This is a genomic window from Pantoea sp. EKM20T (genome assembly GCF_011800485.1).
Lineage (GTDB): Bacteria > Pseudomonadota > Gammaproteobacteria > Enterobacterales > Enterobacteriaceae > Pantoea > Pantoea agglomerans.
Genome location: NZ_JAALFW010000011.1, coordinates 91,716 through 114,551 on the forward strand (window position 1 = coordinate 91,716; position 22,836 = coordinate 114,551).

General features: G+C 52.5%; 16 protein-coding genes. 11 read left to right on the plus strand and 5 right to left on the minus strand.

The features are described 5' to 3' along the window. Positions 1–988: 988 nt before the first annotated feature. Complete coding sequence (locus tag HFD94_RS17900) at positions 989–2,062, minus strand: RepB family plasmid replication initiator protein (RefSeq protein WP_010256943.1); 1,074 nt, start codon at positions 2,060–2,062, stop codon at positions 989–991. A gap of 2,049 nt (positions 2,063–4,111) precedes the next feature. On the opposite strand from HFD94_RS17900, the gene HFD94_RS17905 reads away from it, so the two are divergent. From HFD94_RS17905 to HFD94_RS17935, 7 genes are all read left to right on the plus strand, one after another. Next, the gene (locus tag HFD94_RS17905) at positions 4,112–5,314 is read left to right on the plus strand and encodes an AAA family ATPase (protein ID WP_010256940.1); all 1,203 of its coding nucleotides are present in this window, start codon (positions 4,112–4,114) and stop codon (positions 5,312–5,314) included. Next, complete coding sequence (locus tag HFD94_RS17910; protein WP_122889906.1) at positions 5,311–6,282, plus strand: ParB family protein; 972 nt, start codon at positions 5,311–5,313, stop codon at positions 6,280–6,282. The genes HFD94_RS17905 and HFD94_RS17910 overlap by 4 nt, the downstream gene beginning before the upstream one ends. A gap of 219 nt (positions 6,283–6,501) precedes the next feature. Further along, on the plus strand, positions 6,502–7,428 hold the full coding sequence (locus HFD94_RS17915) for an aminoimidazole riboside kinase (RefSeq protein WP_022624231.1): 927 nt from the start codon (positions 6,502–6,504) through the stop codon (positions 7,426–7,428). 157 nt (positions 7,429–7,585) lie between these two features. After that, positions 7,586–9,121: a carbohydrate porin gene (locus HFD94_RS17920; RefSeq protein WP_064689869.1), complete on the plus strand. Its 1,536-nt coding sequence runs from the start codon at positions 7,586–7,588 to the stop codon at positions 9,119–9,121. Positions 9,122–9,188: 67 nt separating this feature from the next. Next, positions 9,189–10,559, plus strand: coding sequence for a sucrose-specific PTS transporter subunit IIBC (locus HFD94_RS17925; RefSeq protein WP_010256928.1), 1,371 nt, complete (start codon positions 9,189–9,191; stop codon positions 10,557–10,559). Beyond that, on the plus strand, positions 10,559–11,968 hold the full coding sequence (locus tag HFD94_RS17930; protein WP_167433349.1) for a sucrose-6-phosphate hydrolase: 1,410 nt from the start codon (positions 10,559–10,561) through the stop codon (positions 11,966–11,968). Before HFD94_RS17925 ends, HFD94_RS17930 begins: the two co-directional genes overlap by 1 nt. Positions 11,969–11,997: 29 nt before the next feature. After that, positions 11,998–13,002 carry a substrate-binding domain-containing protein gene (locus tag HFD94_RS17935; RefSeq protein WP_010256922.1) on the plus strand — a complete coding sequence of 335 codons (1,005 nt, stop codon included), beginning with the start codon at positions 11,998–12,000 and terminating at the stop codon, positions 13,000–13,002. Positions 13,003–13,027: 25 nt separating this feature from the next. Here HFD94_RS17935 and HFD94_RS17940 read toward each other — a convergent pair whose 3' ends face one another. Continuing rightward, entirely contained in the window at positions 13,028–14,218 is a 1,191-nt protein-coding gene (locus HFD94_RS17940) for a cytochrome P450 (protein ID WP_064689868.1), read from the minus strand. Positions 14,219–14,240: 22 nt separating this feature from the next. Then, positions 14,241–14,786 carry a chorismate mutase gene (locus HFD94_RS17945; RefSeq protein ID WP_158132448.1) on the minus strand — a complete coding sequence of 182 codons (546 nt, stop codon included), beginning with the start codon at positions 14,784–14,786 and terminating at the stop codon, positions 14,241–14,243. Positions 14,787–15,168: 382 nt separating this feature from the next. Between HFD94_RS17945 and HFD94_RS17950 the strand changes: the two genes are divergently transcribed. After that, entirely contained in the window at positions 15,169–15,414 is a 246-nt protein-coding gene (locus HFD94_RS17950) for a hypothetical protein (protein ID WP_010256916.1), read from the plus strand. Between the two features lies 1 nt (position 15,415). On the opposite strand, the gene HFD94_RS17955 is transcribed toward HFD94_RS17950, so the two are convergent. Then, a complete protein-coding gene (locus HFD94_RS17955) occupies positions 15,416–16,327 on the minus strand; it encodes a GNAT family N-acetyltransferase (protein WP_158132447.1) in 912 nt (303 codons plus the stop codon). A gap of 518 nt (positions 16,328–16,845) precedes the next feature. Here HFD94_RS17955 and HFD94_RS17960 point away from each other — a divergent pair. Both HFD94_RS17960 and HFD94_RS17965 read left to right on the plus strand, forming a co-directional pair. After that, positions 16,846–17,019 (plus strand): hypothetical protein, encoded by a 174-nt coding sequence (locus tag HFD94_RS17960; RefSeq protein WP_010256913.1) that lies wholly within the window; start codon positions 16,846–16,848, stop codon positions 17,017–17,019. Between the two features lie 397 nt (positions 17,020–17,416). Then, positions 17,417–19,000: a diguanylate cyclase gene (locus HFD94_RS17965; RefSeq protein ID WP_033786385.1), complete on the plus strand. Its 1,584-nt coding sequence runs from the start codon at positions 17,417–17,419 to the stop codon at positions 18,998–19,000. 24 nt (positions 19,001–19,024) lie between these two features. On the opposite strand, the gene HFD94_RS17970 is transcribed toward HFD94_RS17965, so the two are convergent. Further along, positions 19,025–20,806 carry a GGDEF and EAL domain-containing protein gene (locus HFD94_RS17970; RefSeq protein ID WP_167433350.1) on the minus strand — a complete coding sequence of 594 codons (1,782 nt, stop codon included), beginning with the start codon at positions 20,804–20,806 and terminating at the stop codon, positions 19,025–19,027. 347 nt (positions 20,807–21,153) lie between these two features. Between HFD94_RS17970 and HFD94_RS17975 the strand changes: the two genes are divergently transcribed. Further along, the gene (locus tag HFD94_RS17975) at positions 21,154–22,587 is read left to right on the plus strand and encodes a methyl-accepting chemotaxis protein (protein ID WP_167433351.1); all 1,434 of its coding nucleotides are present in this window, start codon (positions 21,154–21,156) and stop codon (positions 22,585–22,587) included. Positions 22,588–22,836 lie beyond the last annotated feature (249 nt).

The following is a 22,836-nucleotide window of genomic DNA, read 5'->3' on the forward strand; positions in this document are numbered from 1 at the left end:
GAGCAAGTAAATCGTCATCCGTCCTTCTAAATTGCAGCGCGAAGGCGCATTAGCCTTTGTTTCAGGTACTCCAGGTACGGTTTCATTCAGTCATAACCACTATAGCGAGTAAAAAACCGATCTCCCTCTCAACAATGAATTTCGACCCTTGATTGCAGAATCCGCCCTGTGTGGGTCCTCGCAAAGGTGCTTTTATGAATGCAGCTAAGCTCTTTAACTGCAAAAATCTGAAGCACGGCACACCGTTTAACGGCTGTGGCGAGTAACCATTTTTAGGTGTGGGAATTTGGCAATTTAACAGGAAGTCTTTTACTGACAGTGCAATAAATGATAGTGAGTGCTTACTCTATTTAAGGTAACCACTATATCGAGCATAGGCCAGTGACAATAACAACCACTATAGCGAGTAAGCTCCTCATTTCTGCTCCCAATTAACAACCACTGTAGCGAGAATATCGCATTCATCAGCGCCAGTATCCGATCATTAACTGAACGCTTTAGCGATAAAACAACCTCATAACCACTGTAGCGAGTAGTTTACTCACCCTGGATGGACAAAACGGAGATGAAAAAGCGTGGTAACGGAGGAGATAACCACTATAGCGAGTAGAGTAATGACACCAATTCCCCTGCACAGCCTGCTTGAATACTTCATGACGGGCGTACTTTCTGTGCTGTGATCAGGTAAGTAACCACTATAGCGAGTGAACATTGGGTCTCATTCTGGCTATTACGCTTTTGAGGCCGCTCTTCCGGGAGAGACTAACCACTATAGAGAGTAAACACAGCACCGGGCTCAATTCAGGTCCTGCCGATGGAGAGTGATGAATAGCGCGATTAGCCCTGTTCAGACAGGCGTTACGTATGTTGCTGTCGTGCTGGTAACCACTATAGTGAGTAACGTTACTCGCTACAGTGGTTATTGCGTTTCAGCCCGGCGTTCCCGATAAGAGATTGAAAGCGGAGTAGCATGCTAGCAGAAAGCGTGTCATTGCTTCTTCTGCTTCCTGATTTTGTTCAGTAGCTCTTTTTCTTCACGCGAGACCATCACCAGCTCACTGCTATCCTCTTCAATCACCGGTTCAGGCAGGCTGACGTCAATTACGTCGGAATCGATATCAAGATCGTCAAACTCATCCATCTCATCATCGATCAGGCCTGATTTACTGAGCGGCAGTTCGGCCGGGCGCAGCTTAGGATGACGGTAATGAACCCAGAAGTAGACTGATGAGCCACGTCGGGTTTCGGTGTAGTCGAGATAGCCGATCTCTTTTAACTGCTCCATGGCCTTTCTGACGGTGGCATTCTGGGTAATCACACGCGATGTCAGGTTAAGTCTTGCGCGCAGACGCGCCATAGATATCGGCGCAGGCTTCGGCGGAAGGCTTTCAATGAAGGTGTAGAGCGCCTGAGCAGACTCTTTGCGTGCCAGCTCATTGATGGCTTTAAGCTGCAGCAGAACCTTTCTGTCGAACTGATACAGCTCAAAGATCTTGGGATCGGCCTGCAGCGTTACCGTGTCCTTCTTGATGCTGTATTTCGCAGACTGCACCAGGTGCGTCGTGTAGTTCTCTCCGCCCTTGCTGGTAAAAGTCAGGGTGTTAGAGGCAATACGCGTCAGCGAAGCATCCAGACGGCTCCTGAGCTTCGAGGAGAGACGCACTGAGGGTATGCCGCATAGTTTGGCAAATTCAACGAAAGAGAGCGTTACCGTGTCTCCCAGACACTCATGCGTAGCGAATGCACGAATGATCCCGACCCAGGTTTTGAAATCATTATCCATATCCAGGCGGGCACCCAGAATCTTAATGTTGTCATAGCCTTCTGACCTGACCAGGGATAACTGTTTAAGATCCTGGGTCACATCCATGGCGTTCATCTGGTTTTTCTGACTGCGCGCTGTGGATTTTAACGTCGGAACAAATAAACCGAGTCGCATCAATGCTACCGGCTGGACGGTGTTGTTACTGTTGGGGGTAAGAGTAACAACTTCACCTGTACGTTTATCTGTTTCGCTAAACGCATCAGCTATGTTCAGGATATCTGGTTCTTTTCTTGGCATTAGGAAGATCCGTGATGTGAACAGGCGAGAGCCGCTGTTACTCGATACAGTGGATACTATCACTCACTACAGCGGTTAATCTACTTACCATAGTGGTTATTTCTCTCGATATAGTGGTTGTTTTACTCGTTATAGTGGTTAGCGACCCGGCTTTAACGTAGTCATACCGTGGCCTGAGGCGGTGCTGGGATCTTTAAGGAACTTAATAAGGATCTTAAATGGATCTGTTATTGGATCTATTCAGTGGATAACCTGAGAAAACTAACTGAAAAAGAGTCGAGCCACCGCCCTCCCCCTTTACTGGATCTCCCTCTTTCATCGCAAGCACTCTGGAAAAAGCCGTCATCTACACATAATCAGGGTTATGCACACCGATTCAGACCACTTACTCGCTATAGTGGTTGTTGAGTACTCGCCAGCGCGGTTGCTTTTCTCGCTATAGTGGTTGTTATACTCGTTATAGTGGTTATTCTTCTCGCTACAGTGGTTACTGACCCCCTTCCAGGCCTTGTGTCACAAGGCTTCAGACGCTGCAGGGATCTGTTAAGGATCTCAATTTGATCTATTGAGGATCGACCAATTGGATCTGGCCTGTGGATAACGGGGATAAAACACACAAAACAAAGAATTAGCTGAGAGTCCCAGTCAGAAGTGATTTTCACCTTCAGTTCTGAATGTGCGGTTTATCAGAAGCACGACTGAGAAGGTCTTTTACTGCTAAAACGATCTAACGCTGAGCATAGGTAAGACTGGAATGTTGCATACACCTATAACCATTAAATCTTTAGGGTTATAAGTTTAAATCAGGCCTCAGAAAATCGGTCAGTGAAAATACAGAAAACTCACCATGATGTTAATCGCCTATCTATTTGATAAATAATGGATTATTTTTTATTTTCATGATGAAAACACCATAAGATTCTTACTTAACGTAATATCTTTGTTTTGTCAGTACTCAGAATCTGTCAGACATACTAAAAAGGCACTTAAAATAACTTTCCCGGAAGAAGTTAATAAGGCACCAGTGAAGGAAGAACAGGAAGAACAGGAAGAACGACAGTAAGAAAAATGCGTTCGGCATAATAACTTAAACTAATAAATAGGCTTAGCGTGAATGAAGTAATTTCAGGAATGTAAGAATGACATGAAGATGAAGAGATAGTATCCGGATCTGAATCAAGCACAGTAGAGCGTTAATTCTGACTGTCCGGCATAGCTACATTATGGTGACTTGCCCCAATTAATATTGCTCTAAGCCTTGCCGCATTAAGCCTGTTCTCTACTCCTACTCCTACTCCTACTCATGCTCTTAAATCGGCAGTCTTAACTCTTCGATGATTTTGATTAGTGACATCACATAATGATGAAGGGAATTAAATCCCTCTCTTTTCTGGATTAAGCCTTGCAATAAAAACCCTATGCGGAAAACGCCTGACATTATGTTGACAGGCAGCAACACAGATTATGAACGATACATAATGACAAGGCATAAAAGGTATAGATTTGGAAGCAGTGATCTTAAGTTAGCAATGATAACGGTAACGATTACTTGCGCACTTTACCGTTATACCTACTCCTTCAGGTTCAAAAGCACTGTAATATCTTCTGAGTAAAACTTTACGTCAGCAGTAAATGTTGAGTGAAAGTGCATTAATCCTGGAAATTTTTCACCAGGCTATTTCACGCTTAATTAAATGATTTATAATAACTTTTATTGAATTTTCATGCTGAAAACACCATTAAAAAAACACGAAAACAATTTAACGAGCAACCTGCAGACTGGCAGATGATTTATCAGAATCGGAATGCACCGCTCCGAATCATTAGTCCTTAAAATATTCGTTTAATGTCGCCATTTTAAGTTATCTGTCTCAACCAGCCTGTAAGACAAAAAAGCAGAGCGATTCACTTTCCCGTGATTCACAAAAGTAATGCTGCTTGCATCTCACCATCGCGGAGAAAAAATCCAGGTTTTTGGCATTTTTCTAAAAAATTGGCAGATATGTGCTTTTTGTGTAGTATGCAAAAAACATTAACGCAGAGGGGCTTATGAAGCGTGATTATGGTGGAGTGCTGGAAATGGCCACACGTGCCAATTCCATGTTACATGGACTGAGTAACCATATTGAGCAGCAGCGTCAGGAATTTAACCAGACCGGTTTTTACCAGACCTTCTCCCGGAATGCTGTCGCCAACATGCCATTGCTGAGTAAGCATGCTGTTGTCGCCGCAATTGGTGATATGGAAGCAGCAGGTTATCAGTTTGGGAAAAAACAGACCGGCAGCACCTCACAATATGCCCTGACTATCCAGAATGTGGTCGACATCTATCAGCATCGTAAAGTACCGAAATATCGTGATCGGCACGATGGCCCCTTTGTCGTATTCGTTGTCAGCCTTAAAGGTGGTGTCTCAAAAACAGTGAGCACAGTCACGCTGGCCCACGGTATGCGTGCACATCCTTCTATGTTACATAATGACCTGCGTATTCTGGTTATCGACCTGGATCCACAGGCATCAAGCACGATGTTCCTGAGCCATACCAACAGTGTCGGTTCAGTTCTGGAGACGGCAGCGCAGGCGATGCTGAACGATCTGGATGCTGACCAGCTTCGTAAGCAATTCATTAAACCTACTGTCATGCCCGGCGTTGATGTGATCCCAGCCTCTATCGACGATGGTTTTGTTGCAAGCGACTGGGAAGAGCTGGTTGCTGAGCATCTGCCAGGCGTTGCGCCTTCGGAAGTACTACGCCGCAACGTGATTGATCGTCTGGCGGGCGACTACGATTTTATCTTCCTTGATACTGGACCTCACCTTGATTCATTCATGCTGAATGCAATTGCGGCCAGTGATGTATTGCTGACGCCGACGCCTCCTGCACAGGTCGATTTCCACTCCACCATGAAGTATCTGACGCGTCTGCCTGAAATGCTGGAGCGTATTGAGTCCGAAGGCATTGAGCCACGGCTTAAAGCCAATATCGGCTTTATGTCCAAAATGACTTCTAAACACGATCACCTGACTTCGCAAAGCTATGCCAGGGAAGTGTTTACTAAATCGATGCTCGACTGCAGCCTGCCGCGACTGGATGGATTTGAACGCTGCGGCGAATCCTTTGATACGGTGATCAGTGCCAATCCCTCCTCTTATCCGGGCAGTGCGGACGCTCTGCGCAAAGCTAAATATGAAGCCGAGCAGTTCTCAAGGGCTGTGTTTGACCGCATTGAATATATCAGGAGTACCCTGTGAGCAAACCTATACAGCGCATCGGGCGCAAGTTTGGTGATTCTGCTATCGCAAACATGATCGACAGCAGCAGCCAGTCGCGCACATTTACGCTGAAGTCGGGCGCGAAGGCCACCTTTGTGCGCCAGCTAATCCTGCATGATGATATTGAAACCAGAACTAGCGTTGACCCAAAAATCAACGGACGTGACCAGAGCACGCTGACGCCGGAATCGCTTCAGGAGATCACCCGTACTATTACGCTGCAGCAATTTTTTCCGGCTATTGGTCGTGTCAACGGTGACCGGATTGAAATCATGGATGGTTCGCGCCGCCGCGCCGCATGCATTCTTTCCGGTGCCAGTCTGGAAGTACTGGTCACCGCTGATGAACTGAGCCTTAGTGATGCGCGTCAGCTGGCTGCGGACATTCAGACAGCAAAAGAGCATAACCTGCGTGAATTAGGCCTGCGCTTTATGCTGATGAACGAAAATGGCATGAGCAAAACAGAGATTGCTAAAGCCGAAGGCATCTCAAACGCAAAGGTCTCACGAGCGTTCCAGGCCGCAGCCGTACCCGCTGAATTTATTGAACTCTTTCCGGTCGTATCAGAGCTGACACTTCAGGATTACCAGCTACTGCTCGATGTCTGGGAAGAGGCGAAAGCGGAAGCGGTTGATGTCACCGCGCTGGTCAGCGATATTAAGCAAACGCTTAAAGCTGATGATTCCCTGCTAAGCGCCAATGCGGATGAGAAGAAGAGCGCGATTCTTAACGGCTTTAAAAGCGCCCGTCGTCAGTTAAAAAAACCTGCACCCGTCAGCAAGACGGTGACGGAAAAGCTGGCTACCTTTGCCACAGCTAATACCTATGCGCGTCGTAAAACTAATGATGAGAAGCGCACTGTGCAGTATGAATTCAGCCGTCTGCCAAAAGAGATTGCTGAACAGATCGACGCGTCAATCAGACAGATACTCTCCACATTAAAATAATCCTCTTTACGTTTTTGATACCAGAACCGGCCTCTGTGCCGGTTTTTTAATTCTTTCCTCCACCGGCCTCCCGACAGTGCAATCCGCATCTTATCTCTTCGCCTGATAACGACTTCTGTTAATTACGCATCATTTCCGCAGGGTAATACTTGAACTCAGCACGGTTTATCGCTATAGCTAAAACGGTTTAGCTATCAGGTTTAATCAGAGGAGTTTTTTATGTCTGTACGCGTATGGTGCCTCGGGGATGCCGTGGTTGATTTGCTTCCCGAAATGCCGGGTCGCCTGATGCAGTGTCCGGGTGGGGCGCCCGCCAATGTCGCCGTTGGAGTTGCCCGTCTGCAGGGAAACAGCGCTTTTATCGGGCGGGTAGGGGATGATCCCTTTGGTGAGTTTATGCGGCAAACGCTCATTGAAGAGAAGGTTGATACCCGCTACATGATCGCTGATACGCAGCACCGCACTTCAACCGTGGTGGTCGGATTGGATGACCATGGCGAACGTTCCTTTACCTTTATGGTGAGGCCGAGTGCTGACCTGTTTCTTGAGGTGCAAGACCTGCCCGTATTCCGGCACGGGGAGTGGCTGCACTGCTGTTCGATTGCCTTATCAGCTGAACCTTCACGCACGGCGACCCTGACTGCCATGGAGCAGATCCGGGCAGCAGGCGGGCATGTCAGTTTCGATTTAAATCTGCGTCATGACCTCTGGCCCGATCCGGAACTGCTGCATGCGGTGGTGAACGAGGCGCTGAGCCATGCGGACGTGGTTAAACTGTCCGACGAGGAACTCAATTTTCTCTGTCCGGATCAGGAACCGGCTATCACCATGCCGCAGCTGGCAGTGCGATTCAGCATAAAATTATTGCTGGTCACGCGGGGCAGGGAAGGTGTGATCGCCTGCTATCAGGGCCAGCTATACCACTATGCTACTTCGCCCGTGGCCAGCATCGACACCACGGGCGCAGGTGATGCCTTCGTGGCCGGATTACTCTGGGGGCTGGCTAAGTCGGGTCTTCCTGCCGATGAATCGCAGCTGGCCATCTGCCTTACCAGTGCACAACGCTGCGGTGCACTGGCAACCACGGCTAAAGGGGCCATGACAGCACTTCCGCGGCTCCACCAGCTGGACGACCTGCCAGGCTGATTATCTTATTGCCCCTGTTTTGGGAGCTATCTCACAATCACTAAACCGGTTTAGCAATTTTCATTGCGCAGGGAAATTACCCGTGGCTATGATTTGCGACTAAACCGGTTTAGCAAAAAATCCGGTGATGATAGCCTCTCTTCAGGGACATAAAAAAATGAAAAAAAGCACGTTAGCAGTGAGTCTCTCAACGATATTACTTTCCACATCAGTCTGGGCCGACTCCAGTATGAGCAGCATTGAAGCACGCCTTGCGGCCATGGAGCAGCGACTGCAGGCAGCCGAGCAGCGAGCGAATGCAGCGGAAACCCGCGCACAGGTCGCGGAGAAACAGGCACAGATGGCTGAGAAGCAGGCACAGCAGCTGGCTGCCGTGCAACAACAGACCCAAAACTCCACCGCTGAGGTCGCGCAGCGCACCGCGAAACTGGAACAAAAATCAGCCGATGAAGGTGGCTTCGAGTTCCACGGTTATGCCCGTTCAGGATTGCTGATGAACAGCTCGGCCGCCAAAACTCAGGGTGGCCCGACCGTTACCCCTGCCGGGGAAACCGGCGGTCACGTTGGTCGCCTTGGTAATGAACCGGATACCTACGTTGAGCTCAACCTCGAACATAAACAGACGCTGGACAACGGCGCAACCACCCGTTTCAAAGCGATGCTGGCCGATGGACAGCGCACCTACAACGACTGGACAGCCGCCAGCAGCGATCTCAACCTGCGTCAGGCGTTTGTCGAGCTCGGGCAGCTTCCCACCTTCAGCGGCGCATTCGATAACGCCACGGTCTGGGCCGGTAAGCGTTTTGATCGCGATAACTTTGATATTCACTGGATCGACTCCGATGTGGTGTTCCTTGCCGGTACCGGTGCCGGTATTTACGACATGAAATGGAGCGATCAGGCGCGCAGTAACATTTCCCTTTATGGTCGTACCTTTGGCGACATTGAAAACAATGAAAACACTGCGCAGAACTACATCCTGTCGCTGAATAACTTTGTCGGGCCGGTACAGCTGATGGTCAGCGGTATGCGGGCAAAGGATAACGACGATCGCCGTGACATCGACGGCCTCAGAGTCAAAAGCGATGCGGCAGAAACCGGCGTACATGCGCTGCTTGGCCTGCATAACGACAGCTTTTATGGGCTGAGAGAAGGCACGTCGAAAACTGCACTGCTCTATGGTCATGGACTGGGCGCAGAGGTGAAGTCGATTGGTTCTGATGGCGCACTGTTGCCGGAAGCGGACACCTGGCGTCTGGCGAGTTACGGTATTACCCCGCTGGGCGGTGGCTGGCACATTGCACCTGCTTTACTGGCTCAGCGTAGTGACGATCGTTACGTCAAAGGTGACAGCTATGACTGGGCGACAGTCAACCTGCGGCTGATTCAGGAAATCACCCAGAACTTTGAGATGCAGTATGAAGGCTCTTATCAGTACATGGATCTGCGTCCCGAAGGCTACAACAACCGTAATGCGGTCAGCGGCAGCTTTACCAAACTCACCGTTGCGCCAACCCTGAAAGCCGGTGATGTCGGTGACTTCCTCAAACGTCCGGAAATTCGTCTCTTTGCAACCTGGATGAACTGGGATCACCGGCTGGATAACTATGCCAGTGACGACGCCTTCGGCAGTAAAGGATTCGATGCCGGTGGCGAATGGAACTTCGGCGTACAGATGGAAACCTGGTTCTGACCGGGCGGCCCCGGATGCCGGGGCCAGAGATCAGGATGGATAAAAACATAACAAGATTGAGGTGTGTATGGACTATGTAAAAATATCGCGGGCATTGCTGCCCCTGCTGGGTGGTAAAGAGAACATCGCCAGCGCTGCTCACTGTGCCACCCGGCTGCGGCTGGTGCTGGCGGATGATGAAAAAGCGGATACGACCGCGATTGGCCGGATTGAAGGCGTTAAAGGCTGCTTCCGCAATGCGGGCCAGCTTCAGGTTATCTTCGGCACCGGCGTGGTGAACAAGGTCTACGCTGCCTTTATCGCCGAGGCGGGCATCAGTGAATCGAGCAAATCTGAGGCCGCTGATATAGCCGCACGTAAGCTCAACCCTTTCCAGCGCATCGCCCGCCTGTTGTCGAACATCTTTGTGCCGATCATTCCGGCGATTGTGGCATCAGGTCTGCTGATGGGCCTGCTGGGGATGGTCAAAACTTACGGCTGGGTCAATCCGGAAAATGCGCTCTATATCATGCTGGATATGTGCAGCTCGGCGGCCTTTATTATCCTGCCGATCCTGATTGGCTTTACGGCTGCCCGCGAGTTTGGTGGTAACCCGTTTCTTGGTGCGACACTGGGCGGCATTCTCACTCATCCGGCGCTGACCAACGCCTGGGGCGTCGCCGCCGGTTTCCACACCATGAACTTCTTCGGCATTGAAGTGGCGATGATTGGCTATCAGGGCACGGTGTTCCCGGTGCTGCTGGCGGTCTGGTTTATGAGCATGCTGGAAAAGCAGCTGCGTCGGGTTATCCCGGATGCGCTGGATCTGATCCTGACCCCGTTCCTGACGGTGATTATCTCCGGCTTTATTGCGCTGCTGATTATCGGTCCGGCAGGTCGTATGCTGGGTGATGGCATCTCCTTTATTCTCAGTACGCTGATTGCGCACGCCGGCTGGCTGGCAGGACTGGTGTTTGGTGGACTCTATTCGGTGATTGTGATTACCGGCGTCCATCACAGCTTTCACGCTATCGAAGCCGGGCTGCTGGGCAATCCTTCCATCGGCGTGAACTTCCTGCTGCCTATCTGGGCGATGGCGAACGTGGCTCAGGGCGGTGCCTGTCTGGCCGTATGGTTTAAAACCCGCGATGCGAAGATCAAAGCGATTTCGCTGCCTTCAGCGTTTTCCGCGCTGCTGGGGATTACCGAGGCGGCTATCTTTGGTATTAACCTGCGCTTTATGAAACCCTTTATAGCGGGTCTGGTGGGTGGCGCGCTGGGTGGTGCCTGGGTGGTGTCGGTCCATGTTTATATGACTGCGGTCGGGCTGACCGGTCTGCCGGGCATGGCGATTGTCCAGGCGGGCTCTCTGCTCAACTATGTCATCGGCATCGCAATCGCGTTTACCACTGCGTTTGTGATCTCTTACCTGCTTAAATACAAAACGGATTCTGAATAATGGCCTCATCAACACGTCTTGCCGCCATTCTGCAGGCGGTGATGCAGGGTATGCCAAAGGCGCTCATCGACAGCCACTACCCTGGCTGGCATCTGGCACCGGTAACCGGCCTGCTAAACGATCCCAATGGCTTTATCCATTTCGACGGTGAATATCATCTCTTCTATCAGTGGAACGCGCTAGAGTGCGCGCATCAGCAAAAATGCTGGGGACACTGGCGCTCAGCCGATCTGCTGCACTGGCAGCATCAGCCCATCGCCCTGATGCCAGACGAGGAGTATGACCGCGGCGGTTGTTACTCGGGCAGTGCGGTAGACGATAACGGTGTACTGACGCTGATCTACACCGGCAATGTGAAGTTTGATGATGGCTCGCGCACCGCGTGGCAGTGTCTGGCGCAGCAGAACAGCACCGGCGGTTTTGACAAACTCGGTCCGGTTATCGCCGTGCCGGAGGGCTACTCCGGCCACGTTCGCGATCCCAAAGTGTGGCGTCATGAAGATTACTGGTACATGGTGCTGGCCGCGCAGAATACCCAGCTGCAGGGCAGGGTACTGCTTTTGCGTTCTGATAATCTGCGCGAGTGGCAGAACCTCGGCGAGATTGCGGGCAGCAAACTGGGCGGGCTGGACGCCGCTGGCTACATGTGGGAATGCCCGGATATGTTCACGCTCGGCGACAGCACCTATCTGATCTGCTGTCCGCAGGGTGTTATGCCTGAAGAGAAACGCTACCTGAACAGTCACGCCTGCGCCTGGCTGAGTGGCTCGCTGGATTATCAGCAGGCTGCATACCTGCACGGCCCGCTGAACGAAATGGATGCCGGGTTTGAATTCTATGCACCACAAACCACGCTGACCGCTGACGGCCGGCGTCTGCTGGTGGGCTGGATGGGAACGCCAGACGGTGAAGAGATGGCCCAGCCAACCGTGGCGCATCACTGGATCCATCAGATGACCTGTCTGCGCGAGCTGAGCTCCCGCAACGGCCGGCTCTGTCAGCAGCCGATTGCAGAACTGCAGGCGCTGCGGGAGAGGGAGCAGCATTATCAGGGCCGCGCCGATGACGCGCCGCCGATCGCCGCGCAGCGGCTAGAGCTTGAGCTGGAGAGCCTGGGCGATATAGAACTCAATTTCGCCGATACGCTGATCCTGACGTGGCAGCAGAATGAACTGCGGCTTGCCCGTCGCAGCCTGGTATCGGGTCAATGGACCTATCGTTACTGGACAGGGGCTGCACGCCGGTTGCAGATCCTGTGTGACCACTCCAGCGTTGAGATCTTCATCAACGACGGGGAAGGGGTGATGAGCAGCCGTTATTTTCCGGACCATCCGGCGATGCTAACCCTGCGCGGTCGCGCAGAACTGCAGGCCCGCTACTGGTCGTTACGTCGCTGCATGGTAGAATAAGCCCTTGTTTCACTAACCGATGCCTTGCCGTGAGAAAAACAAAACGCGTTACCATCAGTGACATCGCCGGGCTGGCTGGGGTTTCTAAAGCCACTGCCAGCCTGGTGCTCAACGGCCGTGGCGAAGAGTTACGGGTGGCGAAGGAGACGCGTGAGCGGGTTCTGACACTGGCCCGGGAACACCATTATCAGCCCAGCATACACGCCCGTATGCTACATGACGCCCGCAGTCATACGCTGGGGCTGGTGGTGCCGGAGATCACCAACCACGGCTTTGCGGCCTTTTCCCATGCGCTGGAAAATCTCTGTCGCGCCGCCGGTCTGCAACTGTTGATCTCCTGCACCGATGAAAATGCCGGTCAGGAGATGGCCGTGGTCAATAACCTGGTGGCGCGTCAGGTCGACGGGTTGATTGTCGCCTCCAGTATGCTGAGCGACAGCGACTATGTCAGCCTCAGCGAACAGCTGCCGGTGCTGCTGTTTGACCGCCACATGAACAATACCAGGCTGCCCTGGGTCATCACCGACTCTGTGACGCCCACCGCTGAGCTGGTCGAAAAGCTGGCGCGCACCTGTCCGGAGGAGATCTACTTTCTTGGCGGACAGTCTGACCTCTCCCCGACCCAGGATCGTCTGGCGGGATTCAATGAGGGACTGATGCGGGCGGGTGTGACGCTGCGGCCGGAGTGGATAATTCAGGGTAACTACCATCCCGGCAGTGGCTATGAGATGTTTGCCGCGCTCTGTTGCCGGCTGGGACGCCCACCTAAAGCGATGTTCACCGCCGCCTGCGGTCTGCTGGAGGGAGTACTGCGCTACATGAGCGAGCATAACCTGCTGACCAGCGACATCCGCATTGCCAGTTTCGACGATCACTATCTCTATGATTCACTCTCCATTCCGATCGACACGGTTGAGCAGAATGTCCCGGCACTGGCGCAGGCCTGCTTTTCTATGCTGACCACGATGATCGCTGGTGAGGATCCCGCTGACAGTCAGCTTATCCTGCCCGCCACGCTGCGGCTGCGCGGTTAACTGCCGGGCGCTTCAGGGCAGTGCTTTACCATTCGACTGGCAGGGCGCTGACGCCGCGCAGGTTGGCTCTGTGGTTGCGGCGAACGCCAGCGGCCACGGGCCGCATCTCTGGCAATCGGGTCAGTAATACTTCCAGCGCCACCTCCATTTCTGCCAGTGCCAGCCGGTAGCCCATACAGTGATGTATACCGCCACCGAATGCCAGACAGCGCCCCTCATGCCGCCGGATATTCAGCCGTTCCGGAGAGGTAAATACCAGCGGGTCGTGATTGGCTGCACCAAGGCTAAGGAAGAAGCGGGTTCCGGGCGGGATGAGCTCTCCTGCCAGCTCAATCTCTTCCAGAGTCGTGCGGTAAAGCATCTGGACCGAACTGTCGTAGCGCAGACATTCCTCTATGGCATCGGGTATCAGCGCATGATTCTGTTTCAGGCTCGCAAGTTCCTGCGGATGAGCATGCAGGGCCAGAATGGTGTTGCACAGCATGTTTGACGTAGTTTCATGACCGGCAAGAAACAGCAGTATCACATTGGCGATGATCTCATCGTGATCCAGCCGGTCGCCGTCACTGCCGCTGCGCAGAAAAAGCGACACCAGATCGCTGGCGGTGCTATCACGTCGGGATACGATCACGGCACTGAAGTAACTTTCCAGTACGGCAAAAGCTTCAGCGGCTTTCAGCAAATCTGGCGGACTGATTTGAGGATCGAAAACCCTGACCAGTGCAGAGGTAAGGCGACCCAGTTCTGGTGCATCAGATTCTGAAACATCCAGCATCCGGCAGATAATGCGCACCGGTAGCGGAAAAGCGAATGCCTGAGCCAGATCGCAGGCACGACGCCCTTCCAGTTCATCAACCAGTTCATTGGCTATCGTCAGCGCCATCTCCCGAAGAGATTTAATCTCCCGGCCGCTGAACGCCTTCATAACCAGTCCTCTTAACCGGTTATGATCGGGTGGGTTCAGCACCAGAAACATTCTGCTGATACCCTGAAACAGCGGCAGTCCGGCTGCATCATCACCAAATCTTACTCTGACACTTTCCATATAATTTTTACCGACCCGCCGGTCGTTCAGCAGGGCGTCCACCACGGCGTGACTGCCGCTGATGATGATCTTATCTCCGGCAGGGATAAGCGGTCCCTGCTGATGCAGTTTTCGATAAAGGGGAAAGGGATTATCAGAGTAGTCGGGGTCCATGAGTTCATGAAGCTGCATAGCGTACTCCGCTGATTGAGGATTAGTGCTGGCGCTGAATGCGGGAGAGGGAAGCGAACAGGCTGTTTTTATCACTTTCACTGAGGTGAGGTGCCGTGAGGTGTGACATCAGAAATTCTTTGTCCTCCTGCGAGAAGGCGCCAGTCATCAGGCGCTGGCTGATCGCCGTCAGGAGCTGGGTATCCAGCTGTTGTATCTGCTGTCTGGTCTCGGCCAGATCCCTGACAGGAACAGCGCTGTCTGGTGATGAGAGCCAGTCAGCCCGATAGCGATACTGGATCGCCTTGCTGGCGTTCATCAAAGCGTGCACAAACGGCTCCACGGAGTGGGGTTCAAGCCCGGCCTGTTGTGCGTTTTTCAGCATGTTATCCAGCACCACCTGTTCCCGTGGCAGATCCTCAATAGGTAAATGATGCAATGCTTTATAACCCGCCACCGCTTTCATTACCTGCATCCGTTCGTTGAGTGAGGTAGAAAGCGCCCCAAGAGAGACGGATGAGACTGAACCTGCGAAAACGTTACTGCACATAAACAGTGAAGAGAAAAAAATTGCCACAAAGTGAGTCATTTGCCTGCTCCATAAATGAAAACTGGCACTAATTTATGCATGAAAAAATAACTATGTGTGATTATTTTGTTTTCAAAATGTGAATCACAAGGCGGGTCAGTGAAATGAGAACAGGTCATTAATTTTAAAGTTATTTTTTATCTTTATGGTCATTAAAAATTCACATTAATTTGCAATGCTGGCGGGTTGATTGGATATGACGTTTGAATGGATTCCCCCCTGATGCAGGTGGCGTTGCGCCATTTACGTCATCTCTGTGATGCCAGAATGAGTTTACGAGGCATGCCGGGTAGTGCGCACAGGAAAGCGCCATGCCGATCAGGGTTCAGGTATAATATGTTCCGCGAGTGTGGCCGTTTTTTAGAAGCAAAACGAGGTAGGTATGTCTGTATCCGAAGCTACTACCGGTGGTAAAAGTGTCGCGGCGTTAGTTGAGAGCCTGGAAAAACAGGCGGCAAAACGTTCAGACGCGAACTGGCACGAAGGTCTGAAAAGCAGCACCAAAATCGCACTGGAAAAAATTAATGGTGCGTTTGCTGCAAAATGGATCAGCGCAGACGAGAGCCTGAGCCTTAAGCAGCGCGTTTACAGTGTGCAGGATAAGTTGATTGAGCTGGCTTTATGGTGATTTAAATTGCCTGTCGGCCGGCTCGTAAATCGGCAGGGGTAAAAAACTGATATTTCAGCACGCAGCGTCGCCCGGCATTTTGCGCGCTGCGCAGTGAAGGGGTGTTACCGGGCAGAATGGTACCCGCCAGCAGTGCCTTCTCACCATAATGATGATGAAGCTGCTGCAGCAAACGCTGCTGAGCGCGCGCGGCGAGTCCACGGCCCTGATAAGCGGGCATAATCACCTCATCCATAATCTGAAACCCCTCAATAAAGGTCAGTCGCCGGGGGACACAAATCATCAGCCCTGCCACTATGCCCTGCCAGATAATCAGAAACACATGTCCCGCGGCGATATCCTCCCGTAATTCCTGCCTGCTGGTTGCCAGTAGCTGATCGCGCAGATGCGGCAGCGTGTGCCAGCTGGCACGATAGGCGCGGTTAATCGCCGTGATACAGGCGGGATAATCCTTCCGGCGGGCTGTCACCAGTGAAATATCTTCGTCGACAGGAACAGAGAGTGAAGCCAGGTCGCTGAGGAAAAGCAGTTGATCGGTTATACCGATGTCAGGATAAGTCGCAGGCAACAGGATGCGCAGCTTCAGAGGTTTCAGCGGCTGCCATGCCTGCATAATGGCGCTAGCGACCCTGTAATCGATGATGCCGTCACGCGCAACAACCTCAATAAAGGGCTGTGCAGGATCGCCACCCAGATAGCGCGGCCCGGTGAGATAACGCTGGCCGTTTATCGTCAGTTCTCGCTGCAAAAAGGCGTGCTGGGGCAGACCGGTTTCACGCCATGGAAAGGCGGCAGAAAAATGGTGATCGTGGCATCGTGTCTGCTGCTGCGCCAGCCAGCTGGCAAGCCAGTCGCTGAGACGTTCAGATGAGACAGGAACAGTACGGTAGAGCGACACCATATAATCCAGCATAAGATTCCTTATTGCCCGCCGTCAGTGATCTCCTGCCTCGCTCCGCGATACATCTGTACCGTTACCGGATTGCAGATGAGGCTGATGAGAGTGTAAACGATGTGCTCTGTTTATGACCATCTCAACCTCTCAGCCAGCACCATTACATCCCCTCTGCATGACGGCTCTGGACCTGCCAGACGGTGCAATGCTGACAATGTGAGCAGGTATACGTCATCTTCTGCGATCGCTTATCGTCGCCACCCTCTGAGCTGCATTAAACATGGGTTACGATCTATTCGGGTCTGGCTGGATTTCGTATACATGGTCAAATTAATTGATGAAATAAGGCAGGGTTGCCCAAAAATTTAAATGGGAAATAGATGCGAAATTTTTACGTAAATAATACGGAATCAGATAATCGGCAGCCGATAAATGGATTATGATAAAGAGGCTTTTCAATAATTATAAAATGTTCGATCTTTTTAACACCCGGGGGTTACATGGTTCATATTGATTTATGCACCCAGGAGGGCGTGATGAAAGCTTATGCTTTTCAGACGCCGATGCAGGCAATGACCCTGCTGGAAAAAATTAAAAATGATGAATTTCAGTGGTTTAATCTGGAGTGGGAAGGGCGCCGCTATACCTGTCCGCATCATTTTATTAAAAGGCTCAGCAGCCGCTCTTATATTAAATCGTTCTGGCGTTAAATTCGCTTAAAAGATAAGGCTGATGCACAATTACTTATTATTGATGCAGGTTTTATTTAACTGTTCTACGCATATTTTTAACGTAATGATAAACGGGGCAGAGCCTGCCCCGTTATTTTCAGCGACCATATGGCGTTGTTATCACGGTCAGCGGTAATAATAGTGCGTCATCTGCACAGATACCGGCCTGCTCAGTATCATTATTACCGCTTAATCATTTTCTGCTGTTGCTTATCAGGGCTATCGAAACGCTAAACAATCCTTTATGCAGGGCTGGACGGTTGTGTGCTGCGCCGGCAATGCGCCGTGATCCTGTGTAAATCATCTTCTGTTCGGCCCTTGACGTGAAACGTCTACTGTTACACTCAGATGACACTTAATCCGGATCCCGACTGCAATGCCCCATGAAAAAATGCGCCTTCGCTCGCTGCTGACTTTGCTTTCCATCGGGGGCGTCATTCTGACCTCCGGTCTGCTGCTGAGTGCGCTGCTGCTCTTTCAGAAGGCCAACATCGAAGACAGTCTGCTTGAAGGGAACATTGCCTATGCCCGCAAGCTGGCTGATACCACCGATCGTTACCTGGCGACAGCGCAACGTGAACTGGCCTGGAGTGCGTCGCAGATCAAGGGGCTTAGTGATATTAAACGACTGGAAGGAGAGAGCGATCGCCTGCGAATGCAGTCGGGCTTTTTCAACTCGGTGGTGGTGGTAAATCATGATGCCATTATTGCAGCAACCTCACCCGATAGTCTGAATCTTATTGGCGTGAAGCTGCATTCGGCGGCCAGCCTGCAGGCCATAGCGACCCAGAAGCCTTTTATCTCTGCTCCTTTTACCTCTGCGGCCGGTAACTATGTGGTGTTTTTATCACAACCTCTGTTCAGCGAAGATGGCCGCTATCTGGGCTACATTGGCGGGACTATTTATCTCAAGAAACAGAGCATGCTGAGCGAAATCCTGAGCCAGCATTTCTATTCCAATGGTTCAACGGTCAGCGTGGTCAGCAATGAAGGGCTGATTATTTTCAGTCATGACGCGGCGCGCGTCGGAACAAAGATGCTGCTGAGTCTGGCACTGCAGAAACGGCTCGCCACGACAGAAAGCGGGCATTTCACGCTGGAGAGTGAGGGACAGCACTATCTGACCGGCTATGGCACACTGCATAAAACCGGCTGGAACGTTTTTATTACCGGCACCTCTGAAACGGTCAGGCATATTCTGATGCGCACGGCAGAAAGCGCCGTCTGGTTCGTTCTGGGCATTATTGCCGTAACAGCGGCCATTATTGCCTTTATGGCCGGTCGGATCGCCTCTCCACTGGAAAAGCTGGCGGACAGAGTGCGCGATGGCGGCAGCGAAGCCCAGGCGGAATCTCTCGCCACAGTCAAAACCTGGTATTACGAGGCTGATCGGCTCAAAGAAGCCGTGCAGGCTCATCGGCACGCCGTTGCGGGTCATCTTGCCGCGCTAAACGATGAAGCGATGACCGATCCGCTGACCGGGCTCTGCAACCGACGCGGATTTTCGGCGCTGGCGGCGCAGTCAGACAGTGAGCATGAACAGTGTGCCATCGCCATTGATATTGACCATTTTAAGAAGATAAACGACTGGTACGGGCATGACGCGGGCGATGCGGTTCTGGTGAGCCTGGCAGCGTTGCTGCGTCAGGCCTGTCGCACCGGCGATATCGTCAGCCGGTTTGGTGGCGAGGAGTTTATTCTGCTGCTGCCGCATACCACGCTGGCTGATGCCGTCCGCACCGCGGAACGCATCCGTGAAACCGTCAGCGCCACCACCTTCCCGTTTGCCGGAACGATGACGATATCAGCCGGGGTGGCTTCACGGAGCGATCAGGATAGCGATCGCGACTCTCTGCTGCGGCGTGCCGATGAAGCGCTTTACGAAGCAAAAGCCGCCGGGCGTAATACCGTCATCATTGCCGGAGCTGAGGAGTTCAGCGCGTCTGATTCGGCCGGGTAAGATTCCGGGGTGGGTGGGACAGGCTCAGCACTTACTGCGTAATCGCCAGCCGAGCCACTCATCCAGTGCCGCTTCCGGCAGCGGCCTGGAGTAGAAAAAGCCCTGCGCCTGGTCGCAGCCAAACTCGGTCAGCACCGTAACGGTTTCCGCATTCTCCACGCCCTCAGCCAGCACCATATAATCGAGATCTTTAAGCATCGCAATAATACTGCGGGCGATGACGCGCGATGCGGTGTCAGATGAAATTTCGCTGATCAGTGAACGGTCCAGCTTGATCACATCCAGCGGAATGCGCCGCAGATAACTGATGTTGCTGTAGCCGGTACCAAAGTCATCCAGTGAAATACCGAATCCACGAAGTTTCAGCATCTCAAGCCCCCGCATTGCGGTCGCGCTCTCCAGAATCCGTTCCGTCTCCAGACACTCAATGCCCAGCAGCGAAACCGGGAGCTTCGCCCTGATCATCTGCTCTTCCAGCTCGTCGGCAAAACCGTCACGTGAAAAATCGCTGCTGCTGACGTTAATGGTGATGGGCAACTGAATATAGCTGTTGCGCAGCCGGGAGAGCCGGGCGATTGCGTGCTCTGTCACCCAGGTGGTCAGTTCACTGAGCAGCTCGGTTTGCACGGCAAAGGGTAAAAACTGTGCAGGAGACAGTTCGCCGCGCTGCGGATGCTGCCAGCGGATCAGGGCCTCCAGGCCAATTGGCTTGCCGCTGTGCAGACAGATTTTAGGCTGATACGCCAGCCATAACCCCTTATCCTGGCGTATCGCGATGGCCAGGTCATGCATCAGGGTGAAGTCCTGCGTATGGCGCGTATCAGTGGCCTCACTGAAAGGCATCGAGGCGACGTCGCGTGTGATGGCCTCGTGCAGCGCGCTGACCGCACGCCGCAGGATCTCCTGGGCAGGCATCTCCCCGGTATTGAAACTCGCCTCACCGGTGTGGGTCATCAGTGCAACCGACAGCCCATCGCCGAGATCCGCGCTGATCCCGGCCAGCTTGTTTGCCACCCAGTTGGCAGTGAGTCTGCTCTCCTGACGTGTCAGCAGGGCAAAGCGCCCGGTGGCTACGGTGTAGAGCATCTCTCCTGGCGCAGGCCTCAGGCGCAGCGGCAGCAGTGTCGCCACATCTTTCAACAGGCTTTCAACCGGTCCCATGCCCATTGAGCGCGCAAGCTCGTAGGCGCGCGGCATATCGATACAGTCAATCAGCACCAGCCGCCGTGGCGTGGTGTCACCGGAGGCGGCAAGAAACTGCAGGTCGCGAATCAGACGCTGGCGGTTGGGCAGACCGGTTACCGGGTCGGCAAAGCCAGCCGAGTACCAGGCCTCAAGAAATGACATCACCAGTGCCGCCAGCATCTTCAGCATGGCGACCTGATCCGCATTAAAGGGATGAGGCGCGGTGTCAGTCACGCACAGCGTACCCAGTATCAGACCTGTGCTGCTTTTAAGCGGTACGCCGGCATAAAAGCGAATAAAAGGCGCGCCAACAATCAGCGGATGCTCAGCAAAGCGGGTATCCAGCAACGTATCGGGTACTACCACGGTGCTGTCACTGTCCACTGCATGCCGGCAGAGCGAGTCCTGCCGGGAGGATTGAGTGAGTGTGAAATTTTGCGCAGCCTTAACATGCTGCATCTCATCATCCAGTACGGAGATAAAGCTGCCGGGTATACCGAGTGCCTGGCTGGCCAGTCGGACGAACTGTCGCAACACATCGTCACGACTTTCGTCGTTACTGCGCAGCGCGTGCAGGGTTCGCGTACGGCAATCGTCGCCGTCGCTGAGACTCATAAGCATGGATTCCTCCGCACCGGCTGATTACGGCGCGAAATTAAACAGAAAAATTGAAGGGTATAATGTCATGACTACAGGCAAATTCTGCAAAAAGAAAGAGTCATGACCATTTATTTTTTATCACACTGCACGGCATTGCTGGTCAGAATAGCAAATCACTTTTCTTTAACGAAATATTTTAGTAATCACGATTCTATTATTTTGTCGTTAAAAACTTTTAATTTCTTAAATATCCTGCCAGTATACAGAGTATAAACATAGTGCACTATATAATAATGCACTAAAGTAGATGACGTAACTTATTTTTTATTTAATTTTAACTACACCAATGACAACATCGGGGAAACCTCATGAATTCACTCAGGCATTTCACTATCCGCCGCGTTGTGCTGTGGATGATGATCGTCTCACTGGGCATCGTCGTGCTGGCCGGTGGCTACAGCAGCCAGGTCGTGCGCGATATCTTTCGTCAAACCGATCGTTCAGCCGTTCTGACGCAGCAACTGAGCTTTCTGGCGCACAGCGCTATCGTCATGCAGAGCGGTACGTCAGCCGATAAAAACGCGCTCGTCGCCTCAACCCCGGCCGATGCTGACTGGGATAACGTCCGCGCGGCACTTACGACAACCCCCTCAGAATATGCAACGGTTGCACGTGCGCAGCTGGACAAGGTGACGCAGCAGCTGGCACGGAATCAGGCACCCCTGAAGGCTGACCGGCATCGGCTTGAGGGAGTATTGCTGGCAGCACTGCTGGCGGCAGTGGCGTTGCTGCTGTTTTGCGACCGCTATCTGGTCGTCCATCTGGTGCGTCCGGTAGGTAAAATTCGCGGTCATTTAAAAATTATTGCCGATGGCGATCTGACGCGCGAACCGGAAGATCTGGGGCGCAACTGTGTCGGGCAACTGGTGCCGCTGGTCAAAGAGATGCAGCACAGTCTGTTGCAGACGGTCAGCGCTATCCGAGACAACGCAGCCATTCTTCATCGTGAAGCGGGGGACATCGCAGCGGGTAACGCCGATCTCTCCGACCGGACATCCACTCAGGCTGCTGCGCTGGAGCAGACCGCAGCCAGCATGGAGGAGATTACCGTCACCGTGCGTCACAATGCAGAGAATGCCCGTGAGGCACGTGAACTGGCTGCCAGCACCACGGATACGACTCAGCAGGGCGTGGAACTGGTTCAGTTGGTATCAGCAGCCATCACCAGCATCGCTCAGGGATCAGAAAAAATCCGGCAGTTCACCACCACTATTAATGGTATTGCGTTTCAGACCAACATTCTGGCGTTAAACGCCGCTGTAGAAGCTGCCCGTGCGGGTGAACAGGGCCGCGGCTTCGCGGTAGTCGCCAGTGAGGTACGTTCACTGGCACAGCGAAGTGCTGCTGCCTCTAAAGAGATCGAAGAGCTGATTGCCGATACCGTGGCACGCGTTGACGATGGCCGGCGGGCGGCTGAGAGCGCAGGAACCACCATGGAGGCCGTGCTGCACGGCGTCGGCGGCGTGAATGAACTGATCGGACAGATTGCGCTGGCTTCGGATGAACAGAGCAAAGGGATTGCCCAGGTCACGGTCGCCGTTGCAGAACTTGACCGCGTAACGCAGCAGAATGCGACGCTGGTTCAGCAGGTTTCGGCGACGGCAGGCAGTCTCAGTGGACAGACTGAAACGCTGGGCAGCGTGATTACGCGCTTTACCCTGCCGCATCACCCTCTTGCCGTAGAGCCTAAACGCGTCACGCCTGATGAAAAAGGCGGCTGGGCAACGTTTGCGCGGGCATAGCCTGAACGTATTTTTTCTGAACTGTAGATAATGTCTGTCCGGGACGGAATAACGATTAACGTTCACTCTTTTTAAAAGAGGAATGAAACGGTCATTTTTTGTGACTGTGATTGACGTTGATCATCATTCGATCAACGCCACCATTCAGAATGACAATTACTATTCTCGGCGGTGCAAAAATTATCCGGGCAGCGATTTAAATATAATTCAGGTTATTTTCTCTGTTTTTACTGGTGCGTTACGCTTTCC

Excerpts from the sequence above, each read along its gene's own strand:
- HFD94_RS17940 (WP_064689868.1), bottom strand. The coding sequence starts at position 14,218 with ATGCAGCTTCATGAACTCATGGACCCCGACTACTCTGATAATCCCTTT.
- HFD94_RS17955 (WP_158132447.1), bottom strand. The coding sequence starts at position 16,327 with ATGCTGGATTATATGGTGTCGCTCTACCGTACTGTTCCTGTCTCATCT.
- HFD94_RS17975 (WP_167433351.1), top strand. The coding sequence starts at position 21,154 with ATGAATTCACTCAGGCATTTCACTATCCGCCGCGTTGTGCTGTGGATG.
- HFD94_RS17965 (WP_033786385.1), top strand. The coding sequence starts at position 17,417 with ATGCCCCATGAAAAAATGCGCCTTCGCTCGCTGCTGACTTTGCTTTCC.
- HFD94_RS17925 (WP_010256928.1), top strand. The coding sequence starts at position 9,189 with ATGGACTATGTAAAAATATCGCGGGCATTGCTGCCCCTGCTGGGTGGT.
- HFD94_RS17945 (WP_158132448.1), bottom strand. The coding sequence starts at position 14,786 with ATGACTCACTTTGTGGCAATTTTTTTCTCTTCACTGTTTATGTGCAGT.
- HFD94_RS17905 (WP_010256940.1), top strand. The coding sequence starts at position 4,112 with ATGAAGCGTGATTATGGTGGAGTGCTGGAAATGGCCACACGTGCCAAT.
- HFD94_RS17970 (WP_167433350.1), bottom strand. The coding sequence starts at position 20,806 with ATGCTTATGAGTCTCAGCGACGGCGACGATTGCCGTACGCGAACCCTG.
- HFD94_RS17915 (WP_022624231.1), top strand. The coding sequence starts at position 6,502 with ATGTCTGTACGCGTATGGTGCCTCGGGGATGCCGTGGTTGATTTGCTT.
- HFD94_RS17950 (WP_010256916.1), top strand. The coding sequence starts at position 15,169 with ATGTCTGTATCCGAAGCTACTACCGGTGGTAAAAGTGTCGCGGCGTTA.
- HFD94_RS17930 (WP_167433349.1), top strand. The coding sequence starts at position 10,559 with ATGGCCTCATCAACACGTCTTGCCGCCATTCTGCAGGCGGTGATGCAG.
- HFD94_RS17900 (WP_010256943.1), bottom strand. The coding sequence starts at position 2,062 with ATGCCAAGAAAAGAACCAGATATCCTGAACATAGCTGATGCGTTTAGC.
- HFD94_RS17920 (WP_064689869.1), top strand. The coding sequence starts at position 7,586 with ATGAAAAAAAGCACGTTAGCAGTGAGTCTCTCAACGATATTACTTTCC.
- HFD94_RS17960 (WP_010256913.1), top strand. The coding sequence starts at position 16,846 with ATGAAAGCTTATGCTTTTCAGACGCCGATGCAGGCAATGACCCTGCTG.